General features: G+C 71.6%; 16 protein-coding genes. 7 read left to right on the forward strand and 9 right to left on the reverse strand.

The window, feature by feature from the left end; genetic code table 11:
- Positions 1-26: 26 nt before the first annotated feature.
- Entirely contained in the window at positions 27-1,229 is a 1,203-nt protein-coding gene (locus I4J89_RS14690) for a WD40 repeat domain-containing protein (protein ID WP_196414506.1), read from the reverse strand.
- Positions 1,230-1,288: 59 nt separating this feature from the next.
- Between I4J89_RS14690 and I4J89_RS14695 the strand changes: the two genes are divergently transcribed.
- The 3 genes from I4J89_RS14695 to I4J89_RS14705 are packed head-to-tail and all read left to right on the forward strand — an operon-like array spanning position 1,289 to position 3,645.
- Positions 1,289-1,861, forward strand: a complete 573-nt coding sequence (locus I4J89_RS14695; RefSeq protein ID WP_309238317.1) for an RNA polymerase sigma factor — start codon at positions 1,289-1,291, stop codon at positions 1,859-1,861.
- A complete protein-coding gene (locus I4J89_RS14700; protein ID WP_309238318.1) occupies positions 1,854-2,591 on the forward strand; it encodes a hypothetical protein in 738 nt (245 codons plus the stop codon). Before I4J89_RS14695 ends, I4J89_RS14700 begins: the two co-directional genes overlap by 8 nt.
- A gap of 40 nt (positions 2,592-2,631) precedes the next feature.
- On the forward strand, positions 2,632-3,645 hold the full coding sequence (locus I4J89_RS14705) for a glycoside hydrolase family 6 protein (protein ID WP_196414508.1): 1,014 nt from the start codon (positions 2,632-2,634) through the stop codon (positions 3,643-3,645).
- 7 nt (positions 3,646-3,652) lie between these two features.
- Here I4J89_RS14705 and glxA read toward each other — a convergent pair whose 3' ends face one another.
- Both glxA and I4J89_RS14715 read right to left on the reverse strand, forming a co-directional pair.
- On the reverse strand, positions 3,653-5,602 hold the full coding sequence (gene glxA / locus I4J89_RS14710) for a radical copper oxidase GlxA (RefSeq protein WP_196414509.1): 1,950 nt from the start codon (positions 5,600-5,602) through the stop codon (positions 3,653-3,655).
- A 5-nt stretch (positions 5,603-5,607) separates the two neighbouring features.
- Positions 5,608-7,344: a glycosyltransferase family 2 protein gene (locus tag I4J89_RS14715; RefSeq protein ID WP_196414510.1), complete on the reverse strand. Its 1,737-nt coding sequence runs from the start codon at positions 7,342-7,344 to the stop codon at positions 5,608-5,610.
- 366 nt (positions 7,345-7,710) lie between these two features.
- Here I4J89_RS14715 and I4J89_RS14720 point away from each other — a divergent pair, with 366 nt between their 5' ends.
- The 3 genes from I4J89_RS14720 (at position 7,711) to I4J89_RS14730 (ending at position 10,810) form a co-directional block, all read left to right on the forward strand.
- Positions 7,711-9,318 (forward strand): SLC13 family permease, encoded by a 1,608-nt coding sequence (locus I4J89_RS14720; protein ID WP_196414511.1) that lies wholly within the window; start codon positions 7,711-7,713, stop codon positions 9,316-9,318.
- A gap of 19 nt (positions 9,319-9,337) precedes the next feature.
- Entirely contained in the window at positions 9,338-10,384 is a 1,047-nt protein-coding gene (locus I4J89_RS14725; RefSeq protein WP_444876222.1) for a tartrate dehydrogenase, read from the forward strand.
- A gap of 141 nt (positions 10,385-10,525) precedes the next feature.
- The gene (locus I4J89_RS14730) at positions 10,526-10,810 is read left to right on the forward strand and encodes a hypothetical protein (RefSeq protein ID WP_309238319.1); all 285 of its coding nucleotides are present in this window, start codon (positions 10,526-10,528) and stop codon (positions 10,808-10,810) included.
- 45 nt (positions 10,811-10,855) lie between these two features.
- Here I4J89_RS14730 and I4J89_RS14735 read toward each other — a convergent pair whose 3' ends face one another.
- The 3 genes from I4J89_RS14735 to I4J89_RS14745 all read right to left on the reverse strand — a co-directional run bounded on the left by I4J89_RS14735 (position 10,856) and on the right by I4J89_RS14745 (position 13,314).
- Complete coding sequence (locus I4J89_RS14735) at positions 10,856-11,593, reverse strand: hypothetical protein (protein ID WP_196414513.1); 738 nt, start codon at positions 11,591-11,593, stop codon at positions 10,856-10,858.
- A gap of 105 nt (positions 11,594-11,698) precedes the next feature.
- On the reverse strand, positions 11,699-12,907 hold the full coding sequence (locus I4J89_RS14740) for an MFS transporter (protein ID WP_196414514.1): 1,209 nt from the start codon (positions 12,905-12,907) through the stop codon (positions 11,699-11,701).
- Positions 12,908-12,945: 38 nt separating this feature from the next.
- Positions 12,946-13,314: a DUF2203 domain-containing protein gene (locus I4J89_RS14745; protein ID WP_196414515.1), complete on the reverse strand. Its 369-nt coding sequence runs from the start codon at positions 13,312-13,314 to the stop codon at positions 12,946-12,948.
- A gap of 164 nt (positions 13,315-13,478) precedes the next feature.
- Between I4J89_RS14745 and I4J89_RS14750 the strand changes: the two genes are divergently transcribed.
- Positions 13,479-15,473, forward strand: a complete 1,995-nt coding sequence (locus I4J89_RS14750; protein ID WP_196414516.1) for an acyl-CoA dehydrogenase family protein — start codon at positions 13,479-13,481, stop codon at positions 15,471-15,473.
- 12 nt (positions 15,474-15,485) lie between these two features.
- Here I4J89_RS14750 and I4J89_RS14755 read toward each other — a convergent pair whose 3' ends face one another.
- The 3 genes from I4J89_RS14755 to I4J89_RS14765 all read right to left on the reverse strand — a co-directional run bounded on the left by I4J89_RS14755 (position 15,486) and on the right by I4J89_RS14765 (position 18,682).
- Positions 15,486-16,427: an RNA polymerase sigma-70 factor gene (locus I4J89_RS14755; protein ID WP_196414517.1), complete on the reverse strand. Its 942-nt coding sequence runs from the start codon at positions 16,425-16,427 to the stop codon at positions 15,486-15,488.
- A 41-nt stretch (positions 16,428-16,468) separates the two neighbouring features.
- Positions 16,469-17,629 carry an NAD(P)/FAD-dependent oxidoreductase gene (locus I4J89_RS14760; RefSeq protein WP_196414518.1) on the reverse strand — a complete coding sequence of 387 codons (1,161 nt, stop codon included), beginning with the start codon at positions 17,627-17,629 and terminating at the stop codon, positions 16,469-16,471.
- A gap of 120 nt (positions 17,630-17,749) precedes the next feature.
- The gene (locus tag I4J89_RS14765; protein WP_196414519.1) at positions 17,750-18,682 is read right to left on the reverse strand and encodes an isocitrate lyase/PEP mutase family protein; all 933 of its coding nucleotides are present in this window, start codon (positions 18,680-18,682) and stop codon (positions 17,750-17,752) included.
- Positions 18,683-18,706: the final 24 nt, after the last annotated feature.

The following is an 18,706-nucleotide window of genomic DNA, read 5'->3' on the forward strand; positions in this document are numbered from 1 at the left end:
CAGCGGAGCTTGACCCGGAACCGGGGTCAGAGGACCTGCTTGACCGCGGTCAGGCCGATCACCTCGCGCTGGCCCGCGCGTTTGCCGGAGGTGGCGTCGAGCCAGATCAGGCGGCGCTCCGCGCCGGCGTAGAGGCGGGCGCCGTCGCGGCTCAGCGCCAGGCCCTTGATCGGGGCCGGTAGTTCCCAGCGCGCGATCGGGGTGTGCGCGGCGGTGTCCAGGACCGTCACCGCGTCGCCGCCGCCGATCAGGGTGCGGCCGTCGGTGGTGAGGATCAGGGCGGCGGTGGCGCCGGCGGCGGGGCGCACGTCGACCACCTGCTCGACGGTCAGCGACGACGGGCCGGCGTAGGCGAGCTTGCCGGAGTTGAGGTCCACCACCGCGATGCGGTGCTGGTCGGCGGCGAGGGCGTGCCCGTCCATCCCGCCCTCGCCGAACGGGTGCGGCAGGTCCAGGCAGTACGCCCATCGCTCGGTCAGGTGCAGCACGTGCACGAAGGCGTGCGCGTTGCCGGGCCGGCCGGAGACCAGGTCGCGGGTGTGCCGGTGGCCGGGCTGGTGGGTGTAGAGGGTGAACAGCATCTGCCGGTCGGCGGAGAGCACCGCCTGGCGGCCCTCACCGCGCATCTCCTCCTCGGCACCGGCTGGAACCGGGACCTTGTTGCGGGTGAGCAGCGGTTGCAGCTCGCCGGTGGTCAGGTCGAGCAGGCGCACCCGATAGGTCTCGGGTGCGTTGGCGGGCAGCCAGTCGAGCACGAACAGTCCCTGGCCGTCGGTGGTGAAGGCGTCCGGTTCGATCACGCCGGGCAGGTCGTACTCGCGATCGCCGTCCGGTCCGGTGATCAGCAGCGGGGTCCGGGCGCGCGCCACCGGCCGGACCTCGGCCGGTGTTCGGCCCAGTGCGCACGCCCGGCCGTCCGCGGAGACGGCCCGGGGCAGCCACCCACCCCCGAGCGCCGTACTGCGGGTGGTTGCCCCGGTCGCCGGATCGAACCGGACCAGGTCCGCGTCCTGGCGCGCGTAGACGTGCGCGCCGTCGAAGGCCACCACCGCCGACCCGAGCCGCTGCTCGCCGCCGGGGAACAGCCGCAGCAGGCCGCGGGTGCTGTCGGCGAGGACCACATCGGGCAGGGCGGCCTCGGTGGCCTTGGCGGCGGGTTCGCGGCAGCCGGTGGCCGCCGCGGCGAGGCCGGATCCCGCGAGGAGCAGAAGAGTGCGCCGGGTCGTCATGTAGTGGTGACACCGGCCGGTGGGAACCGGTTCCCGCCGGGCGGTGTCAATAGGGTGTGGTGAGGGGGGCGGCCATCGAGAACGACGAGGCGACCGCTGTGGCGAGAGCCCGTGCGGGCGATCTGGACGCGTACGAGGTCCTGGTCGTCCGGTTCACCGCGCCCGCGCATCGGGCGGCGACGCTGCTCGGCGCGGGTGCGGACGCGGATGACGTGGTGCAGGAGGCGTTCGTCAAGGCGTACCGGCAGCTGGGGCGGTATCGGGGGGAGTCCGGTTTCCGGCCGTGGCTGCTGGCCATCGTCGCGAACGAGACCCGCAACCTGCTCCGGTCGCGCAACCGGCGGGCCGGGTTGCTGATGCGGGCCGCGGTGCGGGAGGACCCGATGCCGCTGGAACCGGATCCGGCCGAGTCGGCGGAGGCGACTGAGCGGCGCCGGTTCCTGGTCGAGCAGTTGCGCGCGCTCGACGTCCGGGACCGGGAGGTGCTGGTCTGCCGCTATCTGCTGGACCTGTCGGAGGCGGAGACGGCGATGACACTCGGGCTGCCGAAGGGGACGGTGAAGTCGCGGACCGCGCGGGCGCTGACCCGGCTGCGCGACCGGCTGCCGGTGAAGGAGGTGCCCGGTGCCTGAGCACGACGACCTGATCGGCGAGCTGCGTGAACTCGGGCGCGCTCTGGCCGTACCGCAACCGGTTGATCAGAGAAATGCGGTCCGGGCGCGCCTTGCCCGGCCGGCGCCCCATCGGCCTCGCGTGCGCCTCTGGCTGGCGGCCGCGGTGGCCGCGCTGACCGCGACGGTCACGCTTGTCGCACCGGCGCGCGCCGCGGTGGTCGAGGTGGTCGGTGACCTGCTGCGGGTCGCGGGCATCGAGGTACGCCGAGAGCACCCGCGCGGTTCTCTCCCGGCCAACCCGAGCCCGCTGCCCTCGACGCGCACCGCCGATCTGGCGGAGGCGGAACGGGCCGCCGGTTTCCGGGTGCTGGTGCCGGAGCTGCTGGGTCCTCCGGAGGAGGTCCTGCTGGCCGACCCGGACCCGGGTGGCCGTCCGCGTGTGGTGACCCTCGTGTTCCGCGGCGGAACGGTCCGGTTCGACCAGTTCGCCGGGAACCTGTCTCCGCTCTTCCGGAAGACCGCGCCGGACGCCCAGTGGGTGGAGCTGGCGGGCGTGCCGGACGGCGCGATCTGGATGGCCTCGCCGCATCCGCTGACGTACGCCGATCGGACCGGGACTGAGTACACCGCGACGGCGCGTCTGGCGGGACCCACGCTGATCTGGGACACGTCCGAGTTGATCACGTACCGGCTGGAGGGATTCGCGACCTTGGAGGAGGCGGTTCGCGTCGCACAGTCGGTGCGCTGAGGATGTAGTGATAAATCCTGATCAAGTAGCGTTGCTGGCGATGAGAAGTCTTCCCGCGCTCCTGATCGGCGGCCTGGTGGCGTTCGGCGCCGCCGGCTGTTCGGCCGGCGGCGACAACCCCGCTCCGACCCCGACGCCCTCGGCCGTCCCGAGCACTCCCGAGGTGATCGGCGCCGGACCGTTCTACGTGGAGCCGGCCGGCCCGGCCATGAACCAGGTCGCGCAGTGGGAGGCCGCCGGGCGCTCCGCGGACGCCGAGGCGGTACGCCGGATCGCCACCTCCCCGGCCGCGGTGTGGTTCGCCGACGCCAACCCCGGCTACGCCGACCGGGCGCGCGGCCTGGTCGCCGCGGCGGCCGCGGCCGGGCGTACCCCGGTGCTGGTCGCCTATCACGTGCCGGACCGCGACTGCGGCGGTCACTCCGGTGGCGGCGCCCCCGACGCGGCCGCCTACCGCGCCTGGGTGAGCGAGCTGGCCACGGCGGTACGCGACTCCGACGCCATCGTCGTGCTGGAACCCGACGCGATGACCCACGTGCTCGAGGGCTGCGTGACCGGCTCCGGCGCCACCGAGCGGTTCGCGCTGCTGGACGCGGCGGTGCGCGAGTTCAAGCAGGGCCCGCGGGTCCGCGTCTACCTCGACGGCGGCAACCCGAGCTGGGTGAAGGACGTCGACCGGGTCGCCGACGCGTTGCGGAAGTCCGGTGTGGAGCGCGCCGACGGCTTCAGCCTGAACGTGTCGAACTTCGAGACCACCGAGGCGAACATCGGGTACGGCGAGCAGATCTCGGACCGGCTGGACGGCGCCCACTTCGTGATCGACACGAGCCGCAACGGCAACGGCCCGGCGAAGATCGGTGCGGGTGACGCGCACTGGTGCAACCCGCCGGGCCGGGCTCTCGGCGAGGCGCCGACCACCGAGACCGGGCATCCGCGGGTGGACGCGTACCTCTGGGTGAAGCGGCCCGGTGAGTCCGACGGCGCCTGCGGGAACGGTGCCCCGCCGGCCGGTCAGTGGTGGCCAGAGTACGCACTGGATCTGGCCACCAACTGACGCCTGCTCAGGCCACCTGGACCCAGCGTGCCGGTGACGGCACCCCGGAGTCGTCGGTCACGAACAGCATGTACCAGCCGGACGGCAGCACGCCGCGTTCCTTCGGCACGGTCACGCGTACCCCGCCCGGAACGGCCGACGCGGTCAGCGCCACCGAGCGCTGGTCGACGTCCGTGCCGTGGGTGACCGCGCTGGGCCGGACCAGCCGGGCGGACCGGACCCGGCCGGCGTCCGGCGAGGTGAAGGTGTACTTACCGCCGTGCTTCACGACGGTCGGACCGCCGGTCACCGCCGGCCGCTCGCCCTTGCCGAACAGGTAGGGCGGGCTGTAGATCTCGATCCGCTGCTCGAAGGTGCCCGGGTCGCGCCCGTTGCGGGCGTAGATCGGGTCGCTGCCCATGGTGAGCACCCGCCCGTCCGGCAGCAGCAGCGCCTCGGAGTGGTAGTTGCGGCCCACCGTCGGCGCGGCGGCGGTGCGGAACTCGTTGCTGTCCGGGTGGTAGATCTGCGCGGTCAGCAGGTCGCTGCGCTTGGCGCCCTGGTACGAGCCACCCCGGTAACCGGACGAGCCGTGGCTGGTGAACACGGTGTCGTCGGGCAGCACCACGGTGTTCAGGTACCGGGTGGGATGCGGCAGGTCCGGGCCCGGCTGGTAGGCCAGTTGCGGCACGTCCAGGTCGACGATCGCGGTCCGGGCCGTGGAGACCGGGGAGTCGCCGACCCCGCCACCGCCGAGGATCATCACCTTCTGCTCCTGGGCCGGCGGCAGCAGCACGGACGCGCTGGTCTCGGTCATGGCCGGATCCCGCAGGCCGGGCACCACCTGGAACTTGTTGGTGCGGGTGTTCCACAGGCCCGGCGTACGGCCCTCGGTGTCCGAGCCGTAGCCCGCGTTGGAGCCGGAGAAGAACAGCCGCTCGTCGCGGGTGACGAACAGCGCCGGGTAGGTGGGGAAGACCCGGGTCAGTTCCGGCGAGGCGACCCAGCGCTTCTCGGCGGTGCGGTAGGTCTCGTTCAGGCCGGGCAGCATCCGGCCGAACTCGTCCAGGCCGGAGACGGCCAGGATGTCCCCGTTCGGCAGCGGCGCCAGCGTCGGGTACCAGCGGTGCTCCACCATGTCGCCGGTACGGACGTAGCGCTCGGTCTCCGGGTCGAACTCGTACGACGTCTTGTCGCCGCCGTACTCCTGCTTCTCGCGGGTGATCTTCTCGGCGACGCCGTACAGGTTGCGGGCGTCCAGGCCGGTCAGGCCGGCGATGGAGTACTGGGCCGGCTCCTTGACGATCGCCGCGTCGCCCGCCTCCTCGGCGTCCACCCAGACCTCGGCCTCACCGGCGTGCACCATGGTGTGCGCGCCGTGCTGCATCTTGGTGGCGGCCGGCACGGTGAGGTCGGCCCGGGTCGCGTACCTGCGGCCGTCCGCCGAGGTGAGGACCGTGCTCTTGGGGAAGGTACGGGCGCCGTGGTCCGGCGACTCGTTCTTGATCTTCATGACCCCGGCCGCGTGGGTGATGTCGGCCTCGAGCACCTCGTACGACTTGGTGCCGCCGGCGACCAGCAGATTGCCGTTCGCCAGGAAGGTGTGCCCGGCGCAGAACAGGTCGGTCGGCGTCGGCACCAGCGAGAACTTGTCGGTGGCCGGATCCCACAGGACGGTCTGGAAGGTGCCGGCCTCGAAGTTGTCCCGGTTGTTGCCGGAACCCGCGATGATCAGCACCTTGCCGGTCTTCAGCAGGGCACCGTGGATCGCGTTGACCCGGAAGCCGGCCGGCACCGGCAGCATCGACCAGTGGCCGTACTTCTCCTTGTAGGCCTGCCGGTTGATGTTGAAGTCGTGGTACTTGTCGGCGGCGAACACGACCATCGGCCGGTTCACCACCACGACGGCCGCGGCGGCGAGCAGGGCCACGACCGCGGTGAGCAGCCGGCGGGCCGGGCTGGGCTTTCGGGGGGTCATGCGGGTCATGCGTACGTCTCCACGGGTTCTTCAGCAGCGGTGATCGGCTCCACCGGCGGCTCGGGCCGGCGGGTGAGCGACTGCAGCGCCCAGATCGCCGGCGGGGTCAGGCAGAGGGTCAGGTTGAGCGCGGGCCACAGCCACATGAAGCCGTGTGCGTGACCGGTGAAGACGGCCACCACCAGCAGCACCGCGAAGAAGGCCGCCCAGCGCAGATGGGTACGGAAGGTGAGCAGGTGATCCGGGCTGGCCGAGTCACCCTTGGGCGTCACCACGAACCCGGCCCGGCGGCGCAGTACCGCCTGCACGAACGAGGTGACGTAGATCGGGGCACACAGGGTGGAGAGCAGCATGCCGGTCAGGCCGGACGAGCCGACCTCCTCGTGCGGGCTCACGTTGTGCCGCCGGTTCCACAGGTAGAGACCGACCTGGAAGAGCGCGGCGTCCACATAGAGCATCAGCCACACCTCCTGCGGCACCTGCACGCCCTTGGCGCCGAGCACGATGTGGCAGACGGCGGTCGCCGCGCCGAGCACCCAGGAGATCGCGGTGAGCGGGTAGTACGCCATCAGCAGCGCGTAGTGCACGGTCCGGCGGAAGCCGAGCCGCCGCACGGTCCGGGCGAAGTTCGCCACGACCACCTCGTCGGTGCCGCGGGACCAGCGGTGCTGCTGGCTGAAGTAGTCGGTCCAGGAGGACGGGCCCTCGCCGACGGCGAGCACGTCCGGGGTGTAGACCGACTTCCACCGCCGGGTGGTGGCCTTGTTGCGGGCGCCGTGCACGGCCAGGCTGGTCGCCATGTCCTCGGTGATCGAGTCCTGGAGGCCGCCGATCGACTTGAGGGCGGCGATGCGTACCGCGTTGTTGGTGCCGACCAGCATCGGGATGCCGAGCCGGTTGCCGGCGCGCTGGAGCAGCGAGTGGAACAGGTACTGCTGCGACTCGGCCCAGCGGGTCACCACGTTGTCGTAGTTGCCGTAGATCTGCGGGCCGATCACGAACGCCACGTCCGGGTCGCGGAAGTAGCCGAGCAGGCGCTCGCAGAAGTTCGGCAGCGGCACGTGGTCCGGGTCGACCGAGACGAAGACGTCGTAGCCGGTCCCGTGCTTGTCCACCCAGGCGTTGTAGTTGCCGTGCTTGGTCCTGGCCTTGAACGCCCCGGCCGGGGTGTTGTACTTGTCGACGCCCTTGCGGCTGAAGTGGTTCACGCCGATCCGCGCGCACATGGCCTTGACGTCGGGATCGTTGCCCTCGTCGAGCAGCCACACGTCGTAGCGCCCGCCGTGCCGGATCTTGCGGGCGGCCCGCAGGGTCTTCTCCACCATCTCGATCGGCTCCTTGCCGGGGACGATCGTGGTGAGGAAGGCGACGCGCAGCCGCTGCTGCGGCCGCACCGGCACCGGATCGCGGGCCCAGAGCGTGGCGAGGCAGAGCGTCACGACGTTGACCAGCCGGAACAGCTCGATCAGCGCGGTCGCGCCGATCATGAACACGGTCGCCGCGAAGAGCCAGGCGTGCATGCGGCGGTCCGGCAATTCGATGGAGGAGAGCAGCCACCCGAAGAAGGTGGCCTCGAAGGCGAACGCGAAGAGCGCGATGAGCAGCGACCGTACCGGGCGGCGGGCGGAGAGCGGCCGCAGCTCGACCCGGTATTTGCCGTCCGGTACGGGTTCCGCCGGGCCGGCGATGCGGCTGAAGCCGTCGTAGTCGTAGTGATGGCTGCCCGGTTGCTGGCCTGTCATCGGACTCCCCTGCGACGGTCTGTCGCTCTAAGTAATTTGGACGGTCGTCATCACCCTGGTGCCGGCAATGCCTGGCGTCACTCTGCTTTCGCTAAGACAGCACGTCAGAGTAGGTATTGGCGATCGATTATGTGATCTTGCGTGGGCAAGGTCACGAATGGCTGGAGTGGCGGGCGGTTACTTTCCGTTTCCTACCTCACTCATTGCACGACAATGGCCGCGCAGTGTAATTAATTCGCTTACCGGGCACAGTGGAACAATAGCTATATTCCCCTAATATCGGGCATACCTCGTACCCGATCGTGTCGGCGAGCCTAAGATCGAGCCAAGCGAATAAGTGATCGGGACCACAGATGGGAGGCCGGCATGTCCACGACCGAGGGTGCGCCCCCAACGCGTACCGATGTCGAGCGCCGCCTGCTGGGCGGCGGCACCTACCGGAGTCTCGGCGAGCAACGGCTCTCGCCCGCGGAGGAGCGCTTCGAGCGCGGCCGCCGGACCATCGGGCTGTTCCTGGCGCCGGTGGTGACGCTGATCTTCGTGGCCCTGCCGTTCGGCCTGCGGCCCAGCCAGCACGTGCTGGCCGGGATCCTGCTCGGCGTCATCGTGCTCTGGGTGACCGAGGCGGTGCCGATCCCGATCGGCGGCCTGATCGGCGTGAGCTGCATTGTGATCTTCGGCGTGGCATCCGCGTCCGACGTCCTGGCACCGTTCGGGTCGTCCACCGTGTTCACCTTCATCGGCGCGTTCATCCTGGCCCAGGCGATGCTCAAGCACGGCCTGGCCCGCCGGTTCGCGTTCCGGATGCTCTCGCTGCCCGGCGTCGGCCGGTCCACGCCCCGCGTGATCATCGCCTTCGGCCTGATCACCTGCGGGCTCTCGGCCTTCGTCTCGAACACCGCGACGGTGGCGATGCTGCTGCCCACCGCGCTGGGCATCCTTTCGGTCATCGCGAAGATGATGCAGGACCGCGGCCTGGTCAGCGCCGACTTCGATCCGACGCGGCTGCGGGTGGGTGCCGCGCTGATGTTGATGCTTGCGTACGGTGCCAGCGTCGGCGGCCTGCTGACGCCGGTGGGCAGCCCGCCGAACCTGATCGGCCGGGGACTCATCGAGGAGGCGACCGGCGAGAAGATCTCCTTCGCCGCGTGGATGGCCATGGCCGCGCCGATCTGCCTCTCGATGTTCGTCGTGCTGGCGGTCGTGCTCCTGCTGCTGAACAAGCCGGAGATCCGCAAGATCGAGGGCGTCGAGGAGTACGTCGCCGCCGAGCGCGCCAAGCTCGGCAAGTTCTCCGTCGCCGAGCGCAACACGCTGATCGCCTTCGTCACGACCGTCACGCTCTGGATCGTGCCGGGCATCGTCGCCGTCATCTGGACGACCGATTCCGAGATCTACGACGTCGTCAGTGGACGGCTCAACGAGGGCATCGTGGCAGTCCTCGGCGCCTCGCTGCTCTTCCTGCTGCCCACCTCGTGGCGCGACCGCGAGTTCACCCTCAACTGGAGCGACGCGGCGCGCATCGACTGGGGCACGATCCTGCTCTTCGGCACCGGCATCATCTTCGGGTCGCTGCTCGCCGACACCGGACTTGCCGAGACCATCGGCACCTCCAGCGCTGACGCCCTCGGGCTGACCAGCACATTCGCGATCTCGGCGTTCGCCGTCGCCCTGGCGATCCTGGTCTCGGAGACGACGAGCAACACGGCGTCCGCCGCCGTGGTGGTGCCGATCATCATCCCGATCGCGGTGGCGGCCGGGGTCAATCCGCTCGTGCCCGCGCTGGCCGCCACCTTCGCCGCGTCGTTCGGCTTCATGCTGCCGGTCTCCACGCCGCAGAACGCGATCGTCTACGGCTCCGGCGTCGTGCCGATCACCACGATGATCCGCTCCGGGATCTCCTTCGACGTGCTTGGCGCGATCCTGATCCTCCTGCTCCTGCCGCTGATGGTCGCCGTGGTGGGGCTCGGCTGATGGACGGGCTCAGCTGATGGTGCAGCGGATAGCCGTCATCCCCGGCGACGGCATCGGGATCGAGGTGACCGCGGCCGCGCGTACCGTGCTGGACGCGGTCACCGCCGGGCACGGCATCGAGCTGGCCTACGACGAGTTCGACTGGTCCTGCCGGCGGTACGCGCGGGACGGGGCGATGATGCCGGCGGACGGGATCGAGCAGCTCCGGGCGTACGATGCCATCCTGCTCGGCGCGGTCGGCTGGCCCGGCGTGCCGGACCACGTCTCGCTCTGGGGCCTGCTCATCCCGATCCGCCGGGCCTTCCGGCAGTACGTCAACCTGCGCCCGGCCCGGGTCTTCGCCGGAGTGCCCGGGCCGTTGCGGGCCGAGCCGGGCAGCGTCGACCTGGTGGTGATCCGGGAGAACGTCGAGGGCGAGTACAGCGAGATCGGCGGCCGGCTCAACCGCGGCTTCCCGGACGAGGTCGCGGTGCAGGAGTCGATCTTCACTCGGGCCGGGGTGAGCCGCATCGCCGACTACGCGTTCGAACTGGCCCGCGGCCGCCGCGCCTACCTGACCTCGGCCACCAAGTCCAACGGCATCGTGCACACGCTGCCGTTCTGGGACGAGGTGGTGGCCTCGCGCGCCGAGCGGTTCCCCGACGTGCGCTGGGACTCCGAGCACATCGACGCGCTGGCGGCCAAACTGGTCCTCGAGCCGGGCCGGTTCGACGTGATCGTGGCGTCGAACCTCTTCGGCGACATCCTCAGCGATCTGGCCGCCGCGGTCGCCGGGAGCATCGGGATCGCCCCGTCGGCGAACCTCGACCCGACCCGTACGTACCCGTCGATGTTCGAGCCGGTGCACGGATCCGCGCCGGACATCGCCGGTCGCGGTGTCGCGAATCCGGTCGGCGCGGTCTGGTCGGCGGCGCTGCTGCTGGAGCATCTGGGTCATCCGGCCGCCGCGGCGCGGATCGTGACGGCGATCGAGGCGACCCTCGCGAATCCGGCGAGCCGTACCCGGGATCTGCACGGCACCGCCGACACCGCGACGGTGGTGGACGCACTGGTGGCGGCGCTCTGATTGCGGACAGTGAGGTTCGGTCGTCGCACACGCGGTGCGTATCCCGAGGTGAGGCTAGGAATATGCCGCAGTGACGTAGAGCGTCGAACCGATACGCGCTGTGAGCCGTTCTCTCTGTCAAGCGGGGCACGACGTCCCGCGGTGACCGACAAGGCGGTGGCGATGCTGATCCTGTCCCTGCTCATCCTGGTCCTGGCCGCCGCCTGCGTGTTCGCGGTGCGCGGGGTGCGGGCGGACGCTCGGGCCGAGGCGGAGCCGCTGAACGTCCCGGAGGCGTTCTTCGGCCCGCAGAGCCTCGAAGGAGTCCTCTGTGCCCAGCTGCTGGAGGGCGACATCACCCAGCGTCAGTACCTGCGGTCCATGGCCGGGATCGCGGCACGCGATGAGGAACGGCACCCGCTCGTGGTGCCCTGGCGCGAGGACTGAATTGTTCCCCGCCTTTGTGTAGCCCGGCACCCGATGGTGCCGGGCTTACTCGTGCGCGGTCGCCCGCCGGGCCGGGGTGGGATCGATGACCCGCAGGCGGGGATGGCCGGCCGGGTAGCCGAGGCGCTTCACCAGGTCGGCGGTGCCGTCCGGGCCGTCGCCGGGGCGCCCGTCCCAGACCACGATCGCGTACGGGTCCGGGTCCAGTTCCCGGGCCAGCTCCACCATCCACGCGTTGGTCCGCGCGAACATCTCGCCGTCCGGTCCGTGCGGCAGCACCTCGACCACCAGGGCGAGCCGCAGCAGCCGGCGGAACCGGGCGGTCCAGACCGTACCGGGCAGGTGCACGGAGACACGCTCGAACTCCTCGGGCGGCAGGGCGAGACACAGGTGCAGGGCGGCACCGCGCGAGTGCGCCTCCTCGGCGATGATGATGTCCGCGCCGCGGGCACCCCCGGTGACCACGGTGGTACCGGCGCCGATCCGCCAGTCGTCGAGGGCGTCCCGGATCCGCTGGGTCACCCACGGCACCCGGCTCTGCGGGAAGCGGGGCGCGGGACGGTCCGCGGGATCGACCAGATGGCCGTAACCCAGCAGGGATCGCGTCCGGTTCACCCGGCCCGCGGTCTCGGACCAGGCCTCCGAGCCGGCCGGTGGTTCGGCGTCCGCGGAGACCTGGGTGCGTCGCCGGGAGGGCTGTGAACGCCGGACGACGTCGGGCAGATCCTCCGGTTCGGGGTCCCGGCCGTGACGATGCGAGCGGCCGGCAGCGCTGGAATCCATCGTGGTCTCCACGGGAGGGGGTCACGAACGACCCGCGGGCGCGGGTCTTGACGCGGTTCGATTGTGGCCATTGGAAGGCCCGCGGTCGAGCCGCCGCGGTTCTAGTCATGTTCGAGGTGGCCGGCCGCTCAGATGGGCGACGGGTGTGGGGAGCCAGCGGTACAGCAGGGTGGCGGCCAGCAGGCCGGCCGAGGCGACGGTCAGTGCGGCCGCGGCCAGGGACAGGGCGGCGGTGACGGCGCCGATCAGCAGTGGACCGCCGCCGTTGCCGATGTCGGCGCACAGCCGCCAGGCGCCGAGGAACTGGGCGCGGCCTTCGGCCGGGGAGACGTCGGAGCCGATGGTCAGGACCAGGCCGGCGCTGAGGCCGTTGCCCAGGCCCATCAGCATGGCGGCGGCGGCCAGGCCGGGCCCGCCGGTGGCCAGCGGCAGCAGCGCGTGGGCGAGGCCGAGCAGTGCCATCGCCGGTACCGCGGCCCAGCGCCGGCCGTGCCGGTCCATCAGGCGGCCGGCCGGGTAGAACAGCAGCATGTCCACCGCGCCGGAGCAGCCGTAGATGAGGCCGATGGTGGCCGGGTCGAGTCCGAGCGAGGCGCCCCACAGCGGCACGATCGCCTGCCGGGAGGCGCGCAGCGCTCCGACCAGCAGTACGCCGAGGCCGAGAGTGCGCAGCGTGCGCCGGTTGTCGCGGATCACCGTCCACAGGCGGGCCGGGGCACCGAGGGTGTGCGCCGGACGGTCGTGCGGCACCGGCGGCAGCAGGGCGAGGAGCGCGGTCGCCAGGCCGGCGCCGGCCATCGCGACCAGGTAGGCACCCCTCAGGCCGGTGAGGTGCATCGCCGCGGCGCCGAGGAACGGCCCGATGAACGTACCGATGCGGGCCACCCCGCCGAGCGTGGACATCGCCCGGGCCCGCAGGGTCGGGTGGACGGCCTCGGTGAGGTACGCGTGCCGGGCCACGATCCAGGCCGCGCCCGCCACGCCGAGCAGGCCGACCGCCGCACCGAGCATCAGCACGTTCCGGGCCAGCATGCAGGCGCCCAGTGCGGGCACGGCGAGGGCGGTCGCGGCGACCATCGTGCGCTGCTCACCGAATCGGGCGATCAGCACGCCGGCCGGCAGCGATCCGGCGATCTGACCCAGCCCGATCATGGCCGCGACCAGCGCCGCCGTGGCCAGCGAGGCGCCCAGACCGGTCGCCGAGAGCACCACCACGGGCGCCACCGCGCCGAGGGCGGTCGAGTAGACGCCCGACGGCAGGTACACACTCGGCCCGAGCTGGCGCAGGGTCAGACCCTCGGCGGTTCCGGTCATCCCGGCACCGTATCCGCCGCCGCAGATCTATTCCGCGTCTATTCCGCGGGCAGCCTTCGGCGGCCGGCGAAGCCGAGGTCGGCGCGGTGATACCAGGCCAGGTCCTGGTCGCCTTCCAGCCAGCAGAACAGCACCGGTACGCCGTCCAGATCACCCGGGAAGTCGACGAGCAACGGCGCCACGCCTTTGAGCTCCGCGCCGGTCTGCTGCACCTCGGTCATCAGCTCGTTGAGCCGGGCCTCGGCGGCCTTGCGTTCCGGCAAACCGCCGAGGTCGGTGGGGGTGCCGCCGGGGGTGAGCGCGGCGGAGAGTTCGACCATGTCGGCCCGGACCGTGACGATCTCGTCGAGGACCGGCCGCAGCCGTGCCAGCTCCGCCCGGGCCTGTGGCAGCGTGAACAACCCCATGAACGCAGTCTGTCACCCACGTGCCGCCGGCTGGTGCTCGGCCGGTGCGCCGAGGTCGCGCTAACTCATCTGTCCGGGGTGATGAGGGCCGGCCGCTCGCCGGTCAGGCTGCCGGCATGGGCGTTCCTGGTTCGGCTGAGGTTACTGATGGGTAATATGGGGGCATGACCCGCGAAGTTGATCCGGCCCGTGTTCAGGAAGTGCTCGACGGGCGTTGGGCGCACATCCGCCAGGCGGTGCGTGACCGGCTGGGCCCCGAGTTCGTCACGGTCCCGGGAGAGACCGGCGACCAGGCACGGGAGCGGATCAGCCGGCTGATCCGCGAGCTGCCCACCGACGTCGGCGTCGCCTCCGCCTTCCCGGCCGCGTACGGCGGGTCCGGCGACCCGGGCGGCTCGGCCGTCGCGGCCGAGATGCTGGCACAGGTCGACCTGTCGCTGATGGTCAAGGCGGGCGTGCAGTGGGGCCTGTTCGGCGGTGCCGTGGTGGCGCTCGGGACGGCGAAGCACCACGACGCGTACCTGCGGGACATCATCTCGGCCGACCTGATGGGCTGCTTCGCGATGACCGAGACCGGTCACGGCTCCGACGTGCAGCAGTTGCGCACCACCTGCACGTACGATCCGGTCTCGCAAACCTTCGACCTGCACACGCCGCATCAGGCCGCCCGCAAGGACTACATCGGCAACGCGGCGCGGGACGGCCGGATGGCGGTCGTCTTCGCACAGCTGATCACTGGTGGGCGGCGGTACGGCGTACACGCCTGGCTGGTGCCGATCCGCGACGAACAGGGCAACCCGATGCCCGGCGTCACGTTGGGCGACGCGGGCGCGAAGGCCGGCCTGCTCGGCGTCGACAACGGGCGGATCTCCTTCGACCACGTCACGGTCCCCCGGGAGATGCTGCTGGACCGGTACGGCCAGGTCGCCCCGGACGGCACGTACAGCAGCTCGATCGAGAACGACACCCGCCGCTTCTTCACCATGCTCGGCACCCTGGTCCGCGGCCGGGTCACGGTCGGCGCCTCCGCCTCGGCGGCCACCCGCAGCGCACTGACCATCGCGGTCCGGTACGGCGACGCCCGCCGCCAGTTCACCCGGCCCGGCGACGACCGTGAGGTGGTCCTCAACGACTACCTCGCCCACCAGCGCAAACTGTTGCCGGCGCTGGCCACCACGTACGCGTACGCCTTCGCCCAGGAGGAGCTGGTCGCCACCCTGGCCGACGTGCAGGGCGGTGTCTCCGGTGGCACCTCCGGTGACGCGGTCGATGAGCACCGCCAGCGGGAGCTCGAGTCCCGGGCGGCCGGCCTGAAGGCGGTGCAGACCTGGCACGCCACCCACACCATCCAGATGTGCCGCGAGGCCTGCGGCGGCGCCGGATACCTGGCCGAGAACCGGCTGCCCGGGCTGAAAGCGGACACCGACGTGTTCACCACGTTCGAGGGTGACAACACGGTGCTGCTCCAGCTCGTCGCCAAGGGTCTGCTCACCGGATACCGCGACGCGTTCGGCTCGCTCGACGGCTGGGGCCGGGCCACCTTCGTCGCCGAGCAGGTGCGCGAGATGGTTCTGGAGCGGACCGCCGCCCGCTCACTGATCCAGCGGCTGGTCGGTGCCGTACCCGGCCGGGACGAGGAGGTCGCGGTCACCGACCGCGGCTGGCACCTGACCGTCTTCGAGGACCGCGAGAAGCATCTCCTCGACGGCGCGATCCGCCGGCTGCGCAAGGGCGCGGCCACCAAGAAGGATCGCCCGTTCGACATCTTCAACGACGTGCAGGACCACGTGCTGAAGACGGCCACCGCGCACATCGACCGGATCACCCTCGAAGCGTTCGTCGCCGGCATCGAACGCACCACCGACCCGGCGGCCCGCGAGTTGCTCTCCCGCGTCTGCGATCTGTACGCGCTGAGCGTCATCGAAGCGGAGAAGGGCTGGCTCATGGAACACGGCCGGCTGACCCCGGCCCGCTCCAAGGCGGTGACCGCGGTGGTCAACGACCTGCTGCGCGAGTTGCGCCCGCACATGCGCACGCTGGTCGACGCCTTCGCCATCCCGGACGCCTGGCTGAACGCGGCGATCCTCCGCGAGGAGCCGGGCCGCCAGGACGCGATGGCGAAGGAGGATGACGCGGTCCGCGCCGTACCCGTCGGCTGACGAGATAGGGGTTTACCTGCGCAGCGTGTGCACCGTTCCGGCGGTCACCGCCGCGAGCTTTTCCGGGTTCGCCACGTTGTGGACCGCCGTGATCCGCCCGTCCGCGCCGAGCTCGACCGTCATGGTGGCCAGCACCCGCCCGGCGCCGTGGAAGACGAGCCCCGGCGCGCCGTTCAACTCGGCGATCTCCACGCGCATGTCGGCCGGCGCGACCCCCTCGTACGCCCGGCCGGCGACCCCGGCCAGCCACGTCGCCACCCGTTCCGCGCCGATCACCGGGCGCAGCGCCTGGCGTACCCGGCCGCCGCCGTCGGTCCACAGCGTCACGTCCGGCGCGAGCAGCTCCATCAGCGTGTTGATGTCGCCGCCCCCGGCGGCGGCGAGAAACCGTTCGGTCACCTGCCGGTGCCGGGCCGGCGTGGCCGGGAACCGGGGGCGCCGGTCCCGCACATGCCCGCGGGCCCGGTGCGCCGCCTGCCGCACGGACTCCTCGGACCGCTCCACGGCCGCCGCGATCTCCCCGTATCCGAAGCCGAACGCCTCCCGGAGCACGAACACCGCCCTCTCGAGCGGGCTGAGACTCTCCAACAGCATCAGCAGCCCGGCCGACACCGACTCGGCCAGGGCGACGTCCTCACCCGCGTCCCCGCTGGTGACGCCATCACCGGTCAGGATCGGCTCCGGCAGCCACGGCCCGACGTACGTCTCCCGCCGCGCCCGCGCCGACCGCAGCCGATCCATCGCCACATTGGTCACGATCCGCACCAGGTACGCCTTCGGCTCGGCCACCTGGGAGCGGTCCGCCGCGGACCACTTCATCCAGGTGTCCTGCACCGCGTCCTCTGCGTCCACGGCCGTGCCCAGAATCCGGTAGGCCACCGAGAAGAGCAGGTTGCGGTAGTCCTCGAACGGTCCGGCCGGGGCGCGGTGCGCCGGGTTCTCTGCGCTGGTCATGTCTGCGCTGGTCATGTCTGCGCTGGTCATGTCTGCGCTGGTCATCGGGTGTACTGGCCGCCGCGGCGCCAGGAGAACAGGCCGGCTGCCGGTGTCCGGGTCAGGCGCTGGAAGGTCTGCCACGGCGATGAGCTCACCGTCTCCTTGTACCAGACGGCCGCCCGGCCGGTGAGGGCCAGCCGCTTGGCGGCGCCGTCCGGCCGGGTGAACTGGATGACCGCGTCCCGGCGGCCCAGGCTCACCGGCAGGTGCACGTAGCCGAACCGGAACCGGCCCGGCTCCCGCCCGTCCAGCTCCCGCATCAGCGAGTACGCCGCGTGCACCGCGCTCGGTATGCCGCCCTGGCAGGTGCCGTGCATGACGCCGTAGTTCTGGCGGATCGCGGCCGCGTCGCCGATCGCGTACACGCCGGGGTGCGAGACGGAACGCAGCGAGCCGTCGGTGACGATCCGGCCCCGGTCGTCGACGGTGAAGCCGGCCGCGGCGGCCAGCGCGGGGACGCGTACGCCACCGGTCCAGACCACGACGTCGGCCGCCAGGCTCTCCCCGTCACTCGTCGTCAGCGAGTCGGGCAGCACCTTGGCGATCCGGGTGCCGGTGCGTACGCGTACGCCGAGCCGGTCCAGCGCCCGGTCCAGGTATGCCCTCGCCCGCCGCCCCATCGCCGCGCCCGGCTCGGCGTCGCCGACCAGCAGTACGTCCAGTCCCGGGTGCCGCTCGGCGATCTCGGTCGCCGCCTCGATCCCGGTCAGCCCGGTACCGCAGACCGCGACGGTGCCGCCGCCCAGCCCGGCCAGGCGCCGCGCGAGCGCGTCCGCTGCGTGAGCGCTGTCCAACGTGTACGCGTACTCGTCCGCCCCCGGGACAGCGGTGGTGTCCGCCGTCGCGCCGAGCGCGAAGACCAGCCGGTCGTACCGGATCTCCCGCTCGTCGTCGATCCGGACCGTACCGGACTCCGGGTCGACGGCGGTGACCCAGCCGGTGACCAGGGCGGCGTTGGTGCCCGCCAGCATCTCCGGGATGCGCAGATCGGCCAGCTGCTGGCCGGTCGCCGTCTGGTGCAGCCGGAGCCGCTCGGTGAAGCGGTCACTCGCGTTGATCACGGTGATCCGTACGTCGTCGCGGCCCTTGGTGCGGCCCGCGAGGACGGTCGCCGCGGCCATTCCGGTGTAGCCCCCGCCCAGAATCACGATCTCGTGCATCGTCCCGTTCCTCTCTCCGCGCCGGTCTCCCCGCCGGCTTCTATCCCGCCGGTTGTCATGCACGAGACGGGGACGGCGCACGGGACGTGAACCGCAGTGGTCCACGTCACAGGATGCGGGTCACGTCTGGAGTCCCCCCGGTACGTAGCGGGCGTCCGGGTCGAGCGCCTCCTCCTGGCCGACCAGCGCGGTGAACGCGGCCCACGGCATCCGGTCGACCGGTTCCGCCGAGCCGCTCTCGGCTATCGCGCGGTAGACCAGTGACGCCGCGCGCATGGCGGCGAGCAGCGCGGAGACCGGGTGCAGGACCAGACGGACGCCGACGGCGGCGAGATCGGCGTCGGTGATCGCCGGGTGGTTGCCGCCGGCCTCCGAGCGGCTGATCACGATCGGTACGCCGGGCATCGCCCGGTGCATCTCGGCCAGCTCGTCGAGGGAGTCGACACCCTCCGGGAGGACCGCGTCGGCTCCGGCTTCGGCGTACGCCCGGCAGCGGACGATCGTCTCGGCGAGACCGTGTGCGGCGTACGTGCTGGTCCGCGCGATAAGCGCGAGCTCCGGCACCTGATCGGCCAGTGCGGAGATCTTGGCGGCCGCCAGGCCGATCCCGGCGATCTCCCTGCCGGCGATCTCTCTGCCAGCCACCGCCCGGCCGGCCCGCTCTCTGCCGCCTACCTGGTTGCCGACCGGTTGTCCGCGGTGATCCGGGTTGACCTGGTCATCCAGGTGCAGCCCGGAGATGCCGGCCCGGGCGTATGCCAGACCGGTCCAGACCGCGTGCAGCGGATCGTCGTATCCGGTGCCCGCGTCGGCCAGCAGCGGCACCCCGCCGAGCGCCGGGATCAAGGTGGTCGCCCGGTCGGCGATCTGGGTGCCGTGCGCGAAGCCGAGGTCGGCGCCGCCCAGTGCGATCGCCGTGACCGCGGCGCCGGACAGATGCACGGCCCGGTGCCCGGCCCGCACCGCGAGCGCGGCCGTCACCGGGTCGTAGACGCCGGGCACGTGGGTGACATGGTCGGAGGCGAGCAGCGCGCGCAAGGCAGTGGCGGTCATGATTGATTGTGCAGCGCGTCGCTT

Origin of the sequence: Actinoplanes aureus, assembly GCF_015704865.1 — a bacterium.
Lineage (GTDB): Bacteria > Actinomycetota > Actinomycetes > Mycobacteriales > Micromonosporaceae > Actinoplanes > Actinoplanes aureus.